The sequence below is a fragment of the Amedibacillus sp. YH-ame10 genome (assembly GCF_053848885.1).
Map to the genome: position 1 here is coordinate 1 of NZ_JBSPFA010000035.1, position 18,610 is coordinate 18,610.

Below are 18,610 nucleotides of genomic sequence, written 5' to 3' on the forward strand. Positions count from 1 at the left end.
GCAAGTTCTTTTTTAGCGAAAACAGAAGAGTCTTTAATCAAAAAAATCACCTATAGATAGTATACTATATCTACAGGCGAAATTTAATCTTTCGGAATGTCCTTCAGGACATCTTTTTTATTTACTAAAAGAAATGCATTGCAAAAAAACTATGTAATTATAAAAAATAACCGAAATATAACCTCTACTTTCATATAATATGGTTGTAAATAAGGCGGAGGTATTGTATATGTATAAAAAAATAAAGAAAGTTCTAGTATGTCTAATGGCGTTTGTATTAACTTTTCAAACGATGAATTTAGATGTTCTAGCATTAGATAGCAACACAAGTGTTGAATTGAATCCTGGAGAAGTCACACAAAGCAAGAATGCTAAGTGGGTAGACTATAGTAAAGGAATTGCGGAAATTTCTTTTGATGTAACTGGGAAAAATGCAGAAGAACCGCTTGATGTTGCGATTGTCTACGATAATTCAGGAAGTATGCAAAATTCAAGCGGAGCTCCTCAAGCTAATGGAAATACATATTTGACTAGTCGTTGGAATTATGCGAGTCTTGCGGCTAAGCAATTATCTGCCAATTTGTTAAAGAATGCCAGTAATAATATTGCATTTATTCCATTCTCAGATGTATTGATAGATGGAAATTCATTACATAAAAAAGAGATATTACCAAGTGGAGATGAAACTACAACAGATTTCTTCGAAAATCATAAGCTTATCTATGATGAATTTGGTTATCCAAATATTCCTGCTATGAGACATGTCCTTAATATGTATGGTCCTGTGGAAAAAGCAAAGACAGAAGAAGAAAAGAATATTGCTTTAGCAGAGTTTTATGAAATTTGCAATCGTTATTTCGGTCTTACAGAAGACGATTTAGCTGAAGCAAATAATACACAAAACGCTTTGGTACCTTTCACTAATAATTTAGCTACAATTACAAATGCAATAGATAGCTTATATCCAGCTAATGCAGGTCAAACAAATTATGAAGTAGCATTGAATAAAGCTAAGGAATACTTAGGATCAAGCAATAACCGTAAAGTAATCTTAATGATTTCTGATGGAAAACCTAATTATGGTAATAACAACACAGCACTTGCAATCGCTGAAGAACTGAAAGCTTCTGGAGTTACAATTTATACAGTAGGTACAGGAATCAGTGAAGCAGACGCTACTATGTTGAAACAAATTGCTTCAAAAGATAGTGGTAAAACTTTATACACATCTGCAGATCCTAGTGAATTAAATACAGTTTTAGAATCACTTCGCAAACAATTTGAAGTTGCTGCGAGTGATGCAGTGATTGAAGATGTTATTAATACAGATTACTTTGATTATTTTACAGATGAAACACACTTTCCAACAGTAAACGATGTTGCAATTGGAAGCGAAAATTTCATAGTTTCTGATGATAAATCAACCATTACTTGGAAAATAGGAGATATTCGTGAAACTACGAAAACACTACGCTTTTATGTAAAAGTGAAGGATACATTATTGAATGATGATCTTTTGAGTAATGATGAGTCTCTTTTAAACAAAGAGGGAGCATACGCAACAAATAAAAAAGCGAATTTAAGTTATAAAGAGATTAACACCGGTAACACAGTAAATTCAGGTCATGAGATGACAACACCATCCTTAGATGTGTCTACTGCAGATATGAAAGTTATTTATTACTTAAGTGATGCAAGTGGGAACATAATTGAAGAAAATGGACAATACGTGGTTCTTGAACAAAAACTAACTGAAAACAAGGCACTTCATATACCTTATGAAATTTCTCCAAAAAATAAAATTGATATCGATGGAGAAACTTACTTCATTTATAAAGAAGATAACAAAACGATTACAAAAACATTTACAGAAGAAGATGCAAATAAAACCAACGAAGTTTCATTCCGTTTTGTGAAACAGTTAAACGTAACATTTGATACAAATGGATATGGTACAGTAGAAAATGGTGAGAAAACTACAGTACTACCAGTTGATCATAGCACAATGACGATCCCTAGTTTGCCAGAAATTAAAGGTATCCCTAATGATAAAATATTTGCTGGTTGGACTATAGACAAAGAAGGAAAAGGTGAATATTTTACCACTTCAACTGAAGTAAAAGATAACATAACAGTTTATGCACAATGGATAACTAAAAAACAATTTACAGTTACCTTCGTAGATGATAAAGGAAAAACAATAAAAGTAGATACTGTTAATGAAGGTGATGATGCGATAGCACCAACGAATCCTAAAAAAGAAGGATATACATTCACAGGTTGGGATAAAGGCTTTGCGAATGTAACTGAAAATTTAATAGTAACAGCGCAATTCGAAGCGAATATATACACTGTGAAATTTGATGGAAATGGTGCAAATGATGGTTTAGTGAATGATCAACAATTTACGTATGATGAAACTAAAGCATTAAATAATAACAATTTTACAAAAGTACATCATACTTTTGATGGATGGTTATACAACGGTAAAAAATACAAAAATGAAGAAGAAGTTAAAAATTTAACTTCTCAAAAAAATGGTGTAGTTACATTAGTGGCTCAATGGAAAGAAGATGCCAAGTATAAAGTTACTTTTACAGATGGATTTGGAAACCAATTGAGTTATCAAGAGGTTTATCAAGGTGAGGATGCAACAGCACCAGAAAATCCTGTAAGAGAAGGCTATTCATTCGAGGGTTGGAATGGAAAATATACTAACGTACAGAGAGATACAGTTGTAGTTGCTATGTTCCGCGCATACAAATATGTAGTTGAGTTTGATGGTAATGGTGAAACTGCTGGTACAATGGAAAATCAAAATTTTACCTATGGAAGACCACAAGCACTATCAAAGAACACATTCACTAAAGAAAACCATACATTCCTTGGATGGGAGTATAATAACAAGCAGTACAATGACGAGCAAGAAGTGAAGAACTTGATCGCTACAGATGGTGGAGTAGTTAGACTAGTTGCAAAATGGAAAGAAAACGATAAATTTAATGTAACATTCACGGATGGATTTGGAACAGAATTGAAAGAAGAAACCGTATATGTAGGAAAAGATGCAACAGCACCTGCTAATCCTGAAAAAGAGGGATATACTTTCAAAAATTGGGATAAAGACTTCACGAATGTAACAGAAAATTTAACAGTAAATGCAGTATTTGAAGCAAATACATACACTGTGAAATTTGATGGAAATGGTCAAGATAGTGGAACTATGGCGAACCAAGAATTCGTATATGATCAAGCTCAAAACCTTACGAAGAATGCATTTGTAAAAGAAAACTATACATTCACAGGTTGGACATACAAAGGTGTTACATACACTGATCAAGAAGAAGTAATGAACTTGATTGCTACAAATGGTGGAGAAGTTACACTAGTGGCACAATGGAAAGAAAACGATAAATTTAATGTAACATTCACGGATGGTTTTGGAACAGAATTGAAAGAAGAAACTGTATATGTAGGAAAAGATGCAACAGCACCTGCTAATCCTACCAAAGAAGGATATACTTTCAAAAATTGGGATAAAGACTTCACGAATGTAACTGAAAATTTAACAGTAAATGCAGTATTTGAAGCAAATACATACACTGTGAAATTTGATGGAAATGGTCAAGACAGTGGTACTATGGCGGACCAAGGATTTGTATATGATCAAGAACAAAAACTTACTAAGAATGCGTTCGTAAAAGAAAACTATACATTCACAGGTTGGACATACAAAGGTACTACATACACTGATGAAGAAGAAGTAATGAACTTGATTGCTACAAATGGTGGAGAAGTTACACTAGTGGCACAATGGAAAGAAAACGATAAATTTAATGTAACATTCACGGATGGTTTTGGAACAGAATTGAAAGAAGAAACTGTATATGTAGGAAAAGATGCAACAGCACCTGCTAATCCTACAAAAGAAGGATATACTTTCAAAAATTGGGATAAAGACTTCACGAATGTAACTGAAAATTTAACAGTAAATGCAGTATTTGAAGCAAATACATACACTGTGAAATTTGATGGAAATGGTCAAGACAGTGGTACTATAGCGGACCAGGGATTTGTATATGATCAAGAACAAAAACTTACTAAAAATGCATTTGTAAGAGAAAACTATACATTCACAGGTTGGACATATAGAGGTACTACATACACTGATGAAGAAGAAGTAATGAATTTAATCGCTACAGATGGTGGAGAAGTTACACTAGTTGCACAATGGACTGAAAATACGAAATATACAGTAACTTTCGTTAATGGCTTAGGAACTGTATTAGATACTCAAAGCGTATATGTAGGAAAAGATGCAACAGCTCCTACAGATCCTGAAAGAGTTGGATATACATTCCTAGGTTGGGATTTAGAATTTACGAATGTTACTAAAGATTTAACAATCACCGCTCTTTGGGAAGCTGAAGATACAGATACACCAGTAACACCAGATACTCCAAATCAACCAGGCGTACCTACTACACCAGTTCCACCGATTGTTCCAATCGTTAGAACAGATCCTGTAGTTACACCACCAGCACCTGTACAACCAGTACAGCCAGTGCAGCCAAATCCAGCACCTCAAGAACCAGAAATCGTTGTACCAGATAACGATACTCCGGAAGTTAAGGTAGATGATAATGATACGCCAAAAGCAAAAAGCAGCGCATCTTGGGCATTAATTAACTTGATATGCAGTATTCTAACAGTATTATTAGTAATCGTCATCGTTCTTGGAAAACGTAAAAAAGAAGAAGAGGACGAAGATGAAGATGAAACTATAGCTTATAAACGTAGAAAATGGACAATGATCGCAGGCGCAGTTGTTGCGTTAGGTTCCGTAATCACATTTATACTTACAGAAAATATTTTCCTTCCTATGATTTTAGTAGATAAATGGACACTTCTTATGGCTGCCATTCTACTAGTTCAAGTAGTCGTATTAGTACTTGCGAAAAAATGGAAAAAGGAAGATGACGAAGAAGAAGCTACAGCTCAAGCATAATTCTTAACAGAATTAGTAGTATACAAAAGTAGGTATCAATATTTAATTCTGGTATCTACTTTTTGTTTATTATTAGGATATCTTAGAAAATTGTATATTTTTAAATAAAAATATGCATTTCGATGAGGTGATTTATGATTTTATGATTTAAAGTACGCAATGAGTCTTATATTTGTTATAATACATGTACAAATGAGTAGAGTTATACTTCTGGTAATGTGTAACTTACAAAGAGTAGGTGTATAGTATGGATCAAATTAAAGTCACGATGTTTAAGGAATTCACCTTAACATTCAATCAACAAGAAATCGCATTTGATAAAATCATGACACGAAAAATGTGTGGGTTACTTCAATTACTAGTATACAACAATGCGTGTATATCAAAAGAAGAACTCATTGATGAATTGTGGCAAGATGCTTCTGATCCTTTAAATTCACTCAAGCAAACAATTTTCCGTTTGCGTATAACGCTTAGTGAAATTGAATGCTTTCAAGGAATGAATTTAATCACAACCATAAAAAATGGATATAAATTTGCGGATGGTTTTGAATTAGAATGTGATTATGGACGTGTAGATGAGTATTATACACGTATGCTAAATCAAAATAATTCAAAAAAAGAAAGCCTATCTTATGCTGAGAAGATTTTGGAATTGTATAAAGAACGCTTCTTTGTAACAGACGCTGCGAATTGGAGTACACAAGTACGCGCATATTACCACAATATCTATGAAAAAGCATTTTCCTTGGTTTGTGAAGGCTATTTGGACAGTAATCGTGAACAAGAACTCTTGCCTATCATAGAAAAAGCGATTCAAATGGATGAGTTTTATGATGATGCATATATTTATCAAATGAAAGCATTTATGAATTTAAAAGAGTATAATAAGGCAATGGAATTGTATCAACACATTAGTGAATTGTATGAACGAGAATTAGGTCATTCTCCTTCCATACACTTAAAGTCGATGTATCGGGTGATTACTAGTAGAGATGAGAATATCATCGATGTAGTAGGGTTAAAAAAGAGATTAAACTCTATATCCACAAAACCATCGGCTATGTATTGCGATTATGATACGTTTAAATACATCTATAAAGTGTCGTTGAATAATGCTAGACGTGATAACAAAGAGATATTTTTGTTACTATTCCAATTGGATTCAAAAGAAAGTGATAAACGACAAGAACAGTTTATCGCAAAATTGAAAAAGATTATGTCTGGATGTTTGAGAAGTGGAGATGTGTTCTCAAAGATCAATCGTACACAAGTAATTGCCTTGTTGCCATGTGAAACAGTAGATAATGGGTATATGGTGATTCAAAGAATTACTTCTAAGTTTTATAAGAACACAAATGAAAAAGAAGTGCGTTTGCATTACTTTATTTCTCCTATTACAGATTTTAACGAAGAAGAATTCGTTGCATAATCTCGAAGCTTTCTAGCTTTATCGATGGAAAAGAGGAAAACTATGAAAACTACAAATATAAAAATTTTCTTAGATGAGATAACAAGAAATCCTGATGGATCATATTCTATTTATTGGGGATATGATAATCTTAAAAACAAAACCATTACAATTAATGAAGATGACACGTATCTTTATTTACAAAATGGAGTTGCGATTACTCAACCTACTTTTATTCCTTTGATTTTTCATCCAGGTGTTCATCATCGCTTCTTTTGTACGATCATCAATCAAAAGACATCGATGATTTGGAAATTTTTTGAACATACATTAAAAATAGATACTTCCATAATTCCTATGTGTTAGTAAACTATAGTAGAATTATTTATACGTAATAAAGAAATCGAACATTGTTTTGATTTCTTTTTTTGTATCTTTATAGAAAGGCTTTTGATAACGTTAAAAATCATATATAATGGTGATATACATTAAAAATAAAGAGCTATTAAAATATGTCACAAGACATACTGACAAACATGAATTTCATTTTGTTGTATTTCTTTCTGCACGAAATTATACTGAAAGTGTAAAGAGATGTTTACAGAAAGAAGGGATAAGTATTATGAAAGAAAAAGTACAAAGATTTGGGCGATTCCTAAGTGGAATGGTAATGCCAAATATTTCAGTCTTCATCGCTTGGGGTATCATTACGATGTTGTTTATTGAAAGCGGTTGGTTACCAAATGAGAAATTGGCTGGGATTGTTGGGCCGATGCAAAGATTCTTACTTCCAACACTAATTGCGTATAGTGGTGGTAAAATGATTTATGATACAAGAGGTGGTATTGTAGGGGCTGCGGCAACGATGGGAGTCTTAGCTGGTACAGAAGATCCAATGTTTATTGGAGCAATGATTATGGGACCTCTTGGTGGATATCTTATTAAAAAATTAGATGGTGTTCTAGAAGGACATATTCCAGCAGGATTTGAAATGTTAATTAATAATTTCTCCGCTGGTATATTAACTGCACTTTTGGCAATCTTTGGTTGCTTTGCGATTGAACCAATTTGCTTAGGTATCAAAGATGTTATGGTAACATGTGTAGATTTCTTAGTAGAGAGAAGCTTGCTACCATTAACCAGTGTTCTTGTAGAACCTGCGAAAATATTATTCTTAAATAATGCGATCAATCACGGTGTATTTACACCACTTGGAATGGATCAAGTTGCGGAAGCTGGTAAGTCTATCTTCTTCCTAATTGAAGCCAACCCAGGACCTGGTTTAGGATTGTTGTTAGCGTATTGTGTATTTGGAAAAGGTGCCGCAAGAAGTTCTGCACCAGGAGCTGTATTTATCCACTTCTTAGGTGGTATACATGAAATCTATTTCCCATATGTGTTAATGAATCCACTTACGTTACTTGCAGTGATAGCTGGTGGTATGTCTGGGGTGTTTGTAAATACAATTATGGGATCAGGTCTTGTATCTGCTGCATCACCAGGAAGTATTATTGCCGTCTTAGGAATGTGTGCAAAAGATAGTTATGTAGGAGTTATCCTAAGTGTTGTAGTATCTTGTGTAGTATCCTTCTTAGTAGCGATGGTAATTTTAAAATTCACTCGCCAAAGTGAAGATGATAAAGCACTTGAAAATGCAAGCAATGCAGTACAAATGATGAAAAGTGATGCGAAGGGTGTATTAGAAACAGCTGTTTCTCTTTCAAAAGTTGTATTCGCATGTGATGCTGGTATGGGATCTAGTGCTATGGGTGCTACGACCTTAACAAAGAAATTGAAAAATGCAGGACTTGATATTCATGTACAACATTATGCATTGGATGATGTACCAAAAGATACAGAAGTCATCGTAACACACAAATCATTAGTGGACCGTGCTAAGACACATTGTCCAAACGCAATCATATTCCCGATTACAAACTTTATGGGCGGTAGTGAATATGATGAAATTGTTGCCCAATTAACAAAATCATAAAATAAAGGAGAAGTGCCATGATCTATTCCTCAAGACTGAAAAAAATACTCCATCATTGTTTAACACATAGGGAGGAGTATGTCCCATTGGAAGACATGGCACAACTCATGAAAATAAGTAAACGTACAATTTTTAGAGAGTTAAAAGATATAGACCAAGATTTAAAGAGTTATCATTTACGCCTTGAAAATGTGAGTGGAAAAGGACTCCATGTAGAAGGCAGTGAAGAGATGAAAGATGCATTACTATTAGAATTACAAATTCAAGGGATCGAATACATCAACAAAGAAGAACGTCAACATCTACTAATATTCGAATTATTAAGAAGTGATACTTTAACAAAATTATTACATTATGCAAATCTATTTCAAGTATCAGAGGCAACCATTTCTAATGATTTGGACAACGTTGAGAAATGGTTCGATGAACATCAACTAGTATTGAGTAGAAAACCTGGTTTAGGGGTAGAGGTTGTTGGTAAAGAAAGCGATGTACGAAAAGCAATGACATCGCTGCTACATGAAACCCTTCAGAAAAGTAAAGTCTATGATGAGGTGAATTATTTAGATTCCAAAGACTTACTACAAATATTTATGAAAGATGACCAACAAAGTATCATGCGCTTATTAAACCAGGAAATACTCGAACGAATTTTACAAGTATTTCAAACCTATCGTCATGAATTAGCACTTGATCGTTATGCACAAGCTTCTTATATTGGGCTGATTATACATTTGGTGATTGCTATCGATCGTATTATCAAAAAAGAGGAAATCATGGATAATGAGGCAGTACTTGCCATGGTTCAAGAAGACGCAAGTTTTCTACAAGCACAGAAGATGGCACAGTATTTAGAATTGGAATTCGATATTGATATTCCAAAAACAGAGATTGCCTTCATTGCTCTTCATATCAAAGGATCTAAGATATCCAGTGTGGAATATAGCGATGTGCAACAAGAAGAAGTAGAAAAGATTCATCAATTGATTTTGAACATGTTGAAAAGCTATGATGAAGAGATTCGTATTCAGCTTTTACAAGATGAAGAATTCTATCGAGGATTATTAACGCATTTAGAACCAACTATTATTCGATTGAAGAATCATCTTCCAATATATAATCCATTGTTGGATCAAATTAAGGAAATGTACAGCGCTTTATATGAACAGACAAGAAATGCATGTAAACACATCACAACACAATATCAATGTGAGGTAAGTGAAGATGAAGTAGCCTTCATTACAATGCATGTAGGGGCTTCTCTTGAACGAACAAGACAAAGTGTACAACATACAAGGGATATTACAATTGGCGTTGTGTGCGCGAGTGGAATTGGTGTTTCCGCAATGTTATCTGCTCGTATCCAAAAAGCATTCCCAAAAGGAGTTCATATGCATGTACTCTCCATGGATGAAGTTGTTAAGAATCAATACCAAGACTGTGAGTTATTAGTATCAACATTTCCATTGACAAATACAAGTGTAGATGTGTATTGTGTATCTCCTCTATTAAATGGTGAAGATGTACAACGTCTAAAGAAAGCATTTGAACAATTACAAAGTGAAACACAGCCGATGGTTGAAAGTAGTAATACAAATTTCATAGAACAAGTTACTTATATAAAGAACTTAAGTGAAGGTATCTTACAATTGATGAAGCATACACAGTGTTCTTCTATTGATGAAACAATCTCTTATGAGGAAATGATATTAAGGATTGCTAAGGATCATGGAGAACAGACACAACAGATACAACAAATACAAACGGACATCTTAGAGCGAGAAAAACTTGGAAAAGTAGTCATGGAAGATTTCGGATTTACATTATTTCACACGTTAAGTGATGGAGTAGAAAAAAGCGCCTTACATTTCTATTATCCAAATAAAGAAGTATTTACGAGTGATGACTTTTCAAAGATGAAGTTTATCATGGTGTTGTTGGCAAATAAGAAAAAAGATATACAACAACAAAAAATATTATCCGTTATTTCTAGAGGATTGATTGATCATGATAGTTTCTATGAAGCCGTGCTGGGTAGAAAACAAGAGGAAATCCTAATGGAAATCAGCTCTATTCTAAAAGAGTATCTGATGGAATGTTTGGAGGATACTTTATGAAACTGAAACGTCATGATACACAAACTCCATCCATGAGCATCTATTTTGTATGTGATGCGGGAATGGGTTCTAGCGCTATGTGCGCAGGTATTTTACAAAAGAAGTTAAAAAAAGTAGGGTGTGATATACGCATTAGAAATTGTGCGATAGAAGAACTCCCGAAGGATGTGGATATGATTATATCCCACAGCAATTTCGCATCACAAATAAAAAAACGCTATCCAAATGTAATCTATATGGAATTGGATGGATTCATGGATGAGGCAAGTTATGAAAGGATCGTGAAGGAAATCATGTTGTTTACGAAAAAAGAAAAAAATAAAATTTTAGAAAAAGAAAATATCTTATTAAACTGCAAGGCTGAAAATAGTGATGAAGCCATTGTGGCGATGGGAAACGTATTGGTAAAAGCAGGTTATGTGAGTGAAGGGTATATCCAAGGTATGTTAAATCGTGATCATGATTTAACTGTGTATATTGGCAATGATATTGCGATTCCGCATGGTGAATATGAAGTAAAAGACTGTGTGAAAAAGACTGGTATTGCAGTTATGATTTATCCAGAAGGAATCAAATGGGCAGAAGGAACTGTTCGTGTTGTGATCGGAATCGCTGCGAATAATGATGAACATATGGAAATCCTTTCTAACATAGCGGATAAACTTGGAGATATGGAAGAAGTGGAAAAAGTTGTAGCTGGGGATGTCAATACAATCTATGATATCTTAACAAGAGGTGATGGCGCATGATTATTACGGTAACGTTTAATCCAGCAATCGATAAAACAGCCGAAGTAGATACCTTACATGTGGGTGGATTGAATCGTTTATGTAATGTACGAATGGATGCGGGTGGAAAAGGTGTTAATGTTTCTAAGACCATTCAAGCATTGGGTGGTAAGACGTTATGTACAGGCTTTCTAGCAGGAAATAGTGGAGAATATATTCAAAGTATCTTACAGGATATGCAAATTGAAAGCGACTTTGTATGGGTGGAAGGTGCCACAAGAACGAATTTAAAAGTCTTAGATGATCAACGTGAATTAACAGAATTAAATGAAGCGGGACCTTATATACAAGGAGAACAAATACAAGCATTGATGGATAAGATTTTATCACTATGCGATGAAACTACGTTGGTTGTTTTATCAGGGAACGTTTCACCAGGTGTTGAAAAAAGCATCTATCGAGATATGATTTACAAGATTAAAGAAAAACAAGCGAGTGTTATATTGGATGCGGATGGGGAATTGTTTAAGGAAGGCATTCAAGCACATCCGATGATTATAAAACCGAACAAATATGAATTAGCACTTCATTTTGGAATGGATGAAAACTTTACCAATCAAGATATTATTCAAAAAGCAAAGGGTTTATTAAATGAAGAAACCAAACTCGTTGTAGTATCTATGGGAGGAGAAGGAAGCATCTTCCTTAGTAAAGATGGGGTGTATCAAGCAAATGCATTAAGCATTCAAGCACATTCTTCAGTAGGTGCAGGGGATGCGATGGTTGCGGCGATTGCATATGCAAGTGAACAAGGATATGCACTAGAAGATTTGATTCGTCTTGCGGTTGCGACAAGTGCAGGTGCAGTTATGACAGAAGGAACCAATCCAGCAAGTAAAGAAGTTGTAGAAAATTTAATGAAACAAGTACAAATTACGAAAGTAGAGGACTAGGATATGAAAACAAAGGCAGTTCGATTATATGGAGTTGATGATATTCGCTTAGATGAATTTGAATTACCACAGATTAAAGATGATGAAATACTTGTAAAAGTTGTTTCTGATAGTATTTGTATGTCAACTTGGAAAACGGTAAAACAAGGTGCGAACCATAAACGTGTTCCAAACGATGTCTATGATAACCCAATCATTATTGGACATGAATTTGCAGGAGATATCGTAGAAGTAGGAAAAAAATGGCAACATCAATTCAAAGTAGGACAAAAGTTTGCGCAACAACCAGCCATACCAGGACAAATGGAATCTCCAGGATATAGTTATCAGTGGTGTGGTGGAGATACAACGTATTGTATATTTCCAAATGATATCATTGAGGCAGGATGTTTATGGACATTTGATGGAGAAGGATATTTCGCAAGTAGTGTGGCAGAACCAGTGAGTTGTGTAATTGGTGGATATCATACCAATTATCATACCGTACCTGGTGAATACCAACACATCATGGGGACAAAAACGGATGGTAATATCATCATTCTTGGTGGATGTGGACCAATGGGATTAGGGGCAATCAGTTATGGATTAACGTATGAAAATAAACCTAAACGTATCGTAGTTACAGAAGTAAATGATGCTCGTATTGAAAGAGCTCGCGAAGTGATTTCTGAAGAAGAAGCACGTGCGCATGGAGTAGAATTGCTGTATGTGAATACGGCAAATATGAAAGATCCGGTAGAAGAATTAATGGCAATTACAGATGGAAAAGGATACGATGATGTATTTGTATATATTCCAAATGTAGCGGTATGTGAAATGGGGAATAAATTGATGGCATACGATGGATGTATGAACTTATTTGCAGGTCCTACTGATCCAAAATTCTCTGCCATGATCAACTTATACGACTCACACTATTCAAGAAGTAAAGTGATTGGTTCTACAGGTGGAACAATCGATGATATGAAAGAAGCGATTGAAAAAGAAGCTAAGGGTATGATTCAATCAGCTGTTATGATTACCCATATTGGTGGTTTGGATTCTGTAGTAGAGACTACAAAGAACTTACCTGATGTACCTGGTGGTAAAAAACTTGTATATACACACATTGAAATGCCAATGACTGCGATTGATGATTTTGGAAAAATGGGAGAACGTGATCCATTCTTTAAAGAACTTGATGCGGTTTGTAAAAAGAACAAAGGTTTGTGGAGTGTAGAAGCTGAAAAAATGTTGTTAGAACATTTTACTAAATAGATAAAAACGATGACGGCTTAGTGCTGTCATCGATCTTTTACTTTGTTCGATATGCTTGAATAATATCGTGAATTTTTTTGGCGTTAGCTGCGATTTCTTCGCTTGTTCCTTTGGTTAATAAACCACCAAAACCACAAAGATCTACACCATTTTCCAACCATGTAGTAAGGTTATCTAACGTGATTCCACCACTCGCAAGAATTGGCATATCTGGAATCGGTGTTTTGAATACTTTCACCAATTTTGGACCATAGAAATCAGAGATAGGGAATGCTTTTACGAAGGCTGCTCCACTACTTAATGCATCAATGCATTCACTCAAAGAAGTACATCCAGGTGCATAAGGAATTTGATATCGATTGCACATCTTTGCGACACCCTCATCATAGTTTGGAGCGATGATAAATTGTGCACCATGTAATATGGCATGGCGTGCTGTTTCACTATCTAAAACAGTCCCAGCTCCTACACATAATTTGTCTTTGAAACGTTGTGTTAATCCTTGAATGATATCCCCTGCATTATTTAAAGTATAGCTCATTTCCATAACGGGAACTCCACCATCGATACATCCTTGTGCGATTTCACACGCGCGTTCTATTGTTTCCGCTCTTACGATTGCAAGGGCACCAGATGCTACCATCTGTTTTGTGATGTTCATTTTTTTCATATTCATAATCTAAATCCTCCTATGCTTTAATCATACGAGTGGAAGTGGTACTTTTCAATTGACGTATGAACGAAAGTTTAGGGTGTTCTTTGGTCAAATACACAAATTTTTTTGTTTGTACGATTTCCATAAAATGTATAAAAAGCCTTTAGTTATCGCGTATATATAAATATATAGAAAGAAATAAGATAGATGGATTTTGTTCTTTGTGCACTTGAACAAAAACAAGTCTATCTTTTTAGTTTGTTTGAACATAGTCAGTTGAAAGCGATTACAGTATCATATTAGGTGTAAGGAGGTATTCAACATGGGAATAGAACTAACAAGAGTTGACTTTCGACTCATTCACGGACAGGTCATCACAAGATGGCTCACACAATGTCAAATCAATGAAATTGTCACAATTGACACAGCATTAAGTAACGATATGTTTATGCAAGAGGTATTTAAGATGGCCGCTCCAAAAGGAGTGAAAATTACAATCGTTGCAGTAGAACAAGCAGTCAAACTACAACAAGAAGGTGCGTTTGACAAAAATCGCGTTATGGTATTGTTCAAGGGAGTTCATGAACTAAACAATGCGGTAGAAGCTGGACTTAAACTAGATAAGGTTCAAATTGGTGGACTTGGTGGAGGACCAGGAAGAAAAGCTGTAAACAATGCGATTACACTAGATCGTGTAGATGCGGATGTATTGTTGGGATTAGAAGCTAAGGGAATTGAAATCTACTTCCAAACTACTCCAGATTATCCATCAGAAACATTACAAAAAGCAGTAGCTAAATTATAAGAGGAGGATTAGAAATGGTTATTCAATCAATATTAGTAGGACTCATTTACTGGATTTCAATGGGACGAGCAAGTTACTTCTTCTCATTTGCCTTCCGTAAACCAGTCGTACTTGGGGTATTCATTGGGTTAGTATTTGGGGATGTTCAAACAGGATTGTTATATGGTGCAACTATTCAGTTAATGTATATGGGCGGTATCGAAGCAGGTGGAAATATTCCAAGTGATCAAGGTCTTGCGACATGTATCGCGATTCCAGCCGCAATCATGAATAATTTAGATCCAGGTGCAGCGGTTGCCTTGGCAGTTCCATTTGGTGTGTTAGGTGTATTGATCAACAACGTTCGTCGTACCATCAACTCATTCTACAATACAAAAGCAGATAACTACGTGGCTACACAACAGTACGATAAATTATCACTATTCTCATTTGTATTACCTTGGTTAACAAATGGTGTCTTATATTTCACACCAGTATTCATCGCTACATTGTTTGGTTCAAGCGTTGTGCAAACCTTTATCAACGTAATTCCAACTTGGGCAATGAATGGTTTAACAAATGCTGGTAATATGCTTCCAGGATTAGGGTTTGCCTTAACATTAGTAGTTATGGGTAAAAAGAAATACTTGCCATTCTTTGTATTAGGATTCTTCCTATACTCAGTAATGGGATTCTCAATGTTAACAGGTGCTGTCATTGCATTATGTCTTGCGATGATCGTGTCCTTATTCAAACAGAATGATGAGGAGGAAATCGCATGAGTGAAGTCGTAAACAATACTGTAAATGATGCAGTTGAAGAAAAGAAAACAATTATTACGAAAAGTGATTTATTAAAATCATGGTGGAAATGGACTCTAGCAGTAGAGGTTCCAGTAAGTTTTGACCGTATGCAAGCATTGGCATTTGGTTATTCTATGAACAAAATCCTACGTAAGCTTTATAAAAATGATCCAGAAGAATTACAGAATGCAATGACTCGTCATCATTCTATGTTTAATACAAACTGTGACTGGGGAAGTGTAATTCATGGGATTACCATTTCTCTAGAAGAACAACGTGCATTAGGACATGAAGATATTTCTCCAGAAGTTATTCAGTCTTTAAAATTAGGTTTAATGGGACCATTAGCTGGTATTGGGGATAGTGTTGACCAAGGGATTGTCGCAACAATTCCACTTGCTATCTTTGTTCCTATGGCATTGGAAGGAAGTGTCATTGCGGCATTCATTCCAGGTTTAATCTATATGGCTTGGTCTTTTGGATGGTCTTGGTTCTTATTCAATAAAGGATATTCTTTAGGAAAGAACTCTGTACTTGAAATTTTACACTCTGGTGCTATTAAGAAAGTCATTGATATCGCAAGTATTGTAGGTCTATTTATGATTGGATGTTTAAGTGCATCTTACATAAAAGTACAAACAATCGTTGAATTTACAAGTGGGAATACCGTTGTGAAATTACAAGAGATATTAAATGGTATCTTACCAAACATGCTTCCATTCGTAGTTGTAATGGGAATGTACTTATACATTACGAAGAGAGGACCTAAATACATTCGTTTGATGATTTACACAATGATCATTGCGATCGTATTAACTTTCTTCAAAGTTATATAAGAAACGAAAGACCCATTGTATATACTTTGGGTCTATTTTAAAAAGCGAAAGGAAATGAAACGATGAAAGTATTGATTACCCCTCGTGGGTTTGCCAACGTTGGACTTGATCAAGTAGAATTGATGAAGTCAAAAGGATTGGATGTACATTACAATGCAACAGGAATTGCATATACACATGAAGAATTTAAAGAATTGGCCAAAGATGTGGATGCAATTATTGTAGGTGTAGATAACATGGATAAGGACATGATGGAAGGATGTCCAAATCTAAAAGCAGTATGTAAATTTGGTGTAGGTACAGATAACATCGATTTAGAGTATGCAAAAGAAAGAGGTATCTTTGTAGGACGTTGTGTTGGTTCTAATTCAAAATCTGTAGCAGAACATGTGGTTGCGATGATGTTTGCGGAAGCTAAAAACTTATACACATCCATCAGGGATGTGAAAGATCACAAATGGAACAAGCCAACAGGAAGAGAGATCAATGGTAAGAAATTAGGGATTATTGGATTTGGAATGATTGGTAAGTATCTTAGTGATTTTGCGAATGGATTAGGAATGGAAGTCGTTGCTTATGATGCATTTGAAATACCAGCAGAAGAAGCAAAAAAACACAATGTAAAGGTATGTGATTTAGAAGAAATTATTACGACTTGTGATTATATTTCATTACATGTTCCATTACTTGATTCAACACGTAATATGTTATCGACTAATGAATTTAAGAAGATGAAAAAAGAAGCATGTATTCTAAATGCAGCACGTGGTGGAATCGTAGATGAAGAAGCCTTATATGAAGCTCTTGTGAAGAAAGAAATACGTAGTGCATGCTTTGATGTTTATAGCAGTGAACCACCTGCAGCAGATGATAAATTAGTAGCGTTAGATAATTTCTTATTAACACCACATACTGCCGCAAGAAGTGCTGAATCAGAAATGCGTACATGTGAAATGTCAACGCAAATTATTTTGGAACAACTATTAGGTTAGAGGTGAACATATGGTAGAATGTATAAAAGACTATCTGCAAACAATGGAACATGAACTAGGGAAAAGTATTGCGTCATTGGACATTGAAAGTGTGCAGAAAGCAGCGAAGATTATTATCGATAGTGAACAAAAAGGTGGCCGTGTACATGTGACAGGGATAGGGAAACCAGGACATGTTGCAGGGTATGTCGCATCCTTACTATCCTCTACAGGTACAAGTGCTTATGAACTACATGGAACAGAAGCAGTACATGGTTCTAGTGGTCAAGTAAAGCCAGGAGACGTTGTAATTGCGATTAGTAATAGTGGGGAAACAGTAGAGTTAGAGGCAACTGTAAACACCCTCATCAAGAATGGAGCTCATATCATTAGTTGTACAGGGAATAAACAATCTACACTCGCAAAAGCAAGTGAAGTATGTTTATGTGCACATGTAGATAAAGAAGGAGATCACTTAAACAAACCTCCAAGAGCATCCATCCTAGCAGAGATTATCATCTTACAATGCTTAAGCGTAGTATTGCAGGAAGAAAAAGGATTAAATTTAGATCAGTACGTAAAATGGCATCCAGGTGGAAGCTTGGGTCAAAGTATACGTGAACTACAAAAATAGGAGACATTATGGAAAACTTTAATATTGTAATCGGTACACATGGAAGATTTGGAGAAGAACTCGTAAACTCTGCACGTATGATTGCAGGAGCGTTAGAAAATGTAGAGTGTTGTTCTCTTTTACCAGAATATTCATTTGAAGATTATATGAAATTGGTAGATGAAACCATGGCAAAGAAAGAAGGACTTACCATTGTACTAGTAGACTTGTACGGAGGCACTCCTTGCAATGTATTTACGGTGATGAGTAAAAAATATCATTACCAAGTATTAACAGGTTTGAATTTACCAATCTTGATTGATTTATATTTAAAACTTGCCAATATGGATGAGGCGGATGTAACGATAGAAAAAATCATTGAAGAGAGTATGCAAACCCATAAAGAAAGCTGTGTTCATACAAATAAACAACTGGAAGGATAACGTGTGCTAGACAAACATTCATGCCATGAATTATAATT

At 35.0% G+C, this 18,610-nt stretch carries 15 protein-coding genes; 14 read left to right on the forward strand and 1 reads right to left on the reverse strand.

Translation table 11 applies throughout. The features are described 5' to 3' along the window. Positions 1–229: 229 nt before the first annotated feature. The 8 genes from ACWG42_RS12805 to ACWG42_RS12840 all read left to right on the forward strand — a co-directional run bounded on the left by ACWG42_RS12805 (position 230) and on the right by ACWG42_RS12840 (position 13,467). The gene (locus ACWG42_RS12805; RefSeq protein WP_455792895.1) at positions 230–5,008 is read left to right on the forward strand and encodes an InlB B-repeat-containing protein; all 4,779 of its coding nucleotides are present in this window, start codon (positions 230–232) and stop codon (positions 5,006–5,008) included. A 247-nt stretch (positions 5,009–5,255) separates the two neighbouring features. After that, positions 5,256–6,440 carry an AfsR/SARP family transcriptional regulator gene (locus ACWG42_RS12810; RefSeq protein ID WP_455792896.1) on the forward strand — a complete coding sequence of 395 codons (1,185 nt, stop codon included), beginning with the start codon at positions 5,256–5,258 and terminating at the stop codon, positions 6,438–6,440. A gap of 42 nt (positions 6,441–6,482) precedes the next feature. Next, positions 6,483–6,785 (forward strand): hypothetical protein, encoded by a 303-nt coding sequence (locus ACWG42_RS12815; RefSeq protein WP_455792898.1) that lies wholly within the window; start codon positions 6,483–6,485, stop codon positions 6,783–6,785. 256 nt (positions 6,786–7,041) lie between these two features. Next, positions 7,042–8,412, forward strand: a complete 1,371-nt coding sequence (locus ACWG42_RS12820; RefSeq protein WP_455792900.1) for a PTS mannitol transporter subunit IICB — start codon at positions 7,042–7,044, stop codon at positions 8,410–8,412. 17 nt (positions 8,413–8,429) lie between these two features. Beyond that, a complete protein-coding gene (locus ACWG42_RS12825; protein ID WP_455792902.1) occupies positions 8,430–10,529 on the forward strand; it encodes a BglG family transcription antiterminator in 2,100 nt (699 codons plus the stop codon). Next, positions 10,526–11,278: a PTS sugar transporter subunit IIA gene (locus ACWG42_RS12830; RefSeq protein ID WP_455792904.1), complete on the forward strand. Its 753-nt coding sequence runs from the start codon at positions 10,526–10,528 to the stop codon at positions 11,276–11,278. Before ACWG42_RS12825 ends, ACWG42_RS12830 begins: the two co-directional genes overlap by 4 nt. Then, positions 11,275–12,210, forward strand: a complete 936-nt coding sequence (gene pfkB, locus ACWG42_RS12835) for a 1-phosphofructokinase (protein WP_455792906.1) — start codon at positions 11,275–11,277, stop codon at positions 12,208–12,210. Before ACWG42_RS12830 ends, pfkB begins: the two co-directional genes overlap by 4 nt. 3 nt (positions 12,211–12,213) lie before the next feature. Then, complete coding sequence (locus ACWG42_RS12840; protein WP_455792908.1) at positions 12,214–13,467, forward strand: zinc-binding dehydrogenase; 1,254 nt, start codon at positions 12,214–12,216, stop codon at positions 13,465–13,467. A gap of 37 nt (positions 13,468–13,504) precedes the next feature. On the opposite strand, the gene ACWG42_RS12845 is transcribed toward ACWG42_RS12840, so the two are convergent. Next, the gene (locus ACWG42_RS12845) at positions 13,505–14,143 is read right to left on the reverse strand and encodes a ketohydroxyglutarate aldolase (RefSeq protein WP_455792910.1); all 639 of its coding nucleotides are present in this window, start codon (positions 14,141–14,143) and stop codon (positions 13,505–13,507) included. 301 nt (positions 14,144–14,444) lie between these two features. On the opposite strand from ACWG42_RS12845, the gene ACWG42_RS12850 reads away from it, so the two are divergent. The 6 genes from ACWG42_RS12850 (at position 14,445) to ACWG42_RS12875 (ending at position 18,572) form a co-directional block, all read left to right on the forward strand. Next, complete coding sequence (locus ACWG42_RS12850) at positions 14,445–14,927, forward strand: PTS system mannose/fructose/N-acetylgalactosamine-transporter subunit IIB (protein WP_455792911.1); 483 nt, start codon at positions 14,445–14,447, stop codon at positions 14,925–14,927. 14 nt (positions 14,928–14,941) lie between these two features. Further along, a complete protein-coding gene (locus ACWG42_RS12855; protein WP_455792912.1) occupies positions 14,942–15,688 on the forward strand; it encodes a PTS mannose/fructose/sorbose/N-acetylgalactosamine transporter subunit IIC in 747 nt (248 codons plus the stop codon). After that, the gene (locus tag ACWG42_RS12860; protein ID WP_455792914.1) at positions 15,685–16,545 is read left to right on the forward strand and encodes a PTS system mannose/fructose/sorbose family transporter subunit IID; all 861 of its coding nucleotides are present in this window, start codon (positions 15,685–15,687) and stop codon (positions 16,543–16,545) included. The genes ACWG42_RS12855 and ACWG42_RS12860 overlap by 4 nt, the downstream gene beginning before the upstream one ends. A gap of 62 nt (positions 16,546–16,607) precedes the next feature. Next, complete coding sequence (locus tag ACWG42_RS12865; protein ID WP_455792916.1) at positions 16,608–17,537, forward strand: phosphoglycerate dehydrogenase; 930 nt, start codon at positions 16,608–16,610, stop codon at positions 17,535–17,537. Positions 17,538–17,547: 10 nt separating this feature from the next. Next, complete coding sequence (locus ACWG42_RS12870; protein WP_455792917.1) at positions 17,548–18,150, forward strand: SIS domain-containing protein; 603 nt, start codon at positions 17,548–17,550, stop codon at positions 18,148–18,150. An 8-nt stretch (positions 18,151–18,158) separates the two neighbouring features. Beyond that, positions 18,159–18,572 (forward strand): PTS sugar transporter subunit IIA, encoded by a 414-nt coding sequence (locus tag ACWG42_RS12875; protein WP_455792919.1) that lies wholly within the window; start codon positions 18,159–18,161, stop codon positions 18,570–18,572. Positions 18,573–18,610 lie beyond the last annotated feature (38 nt).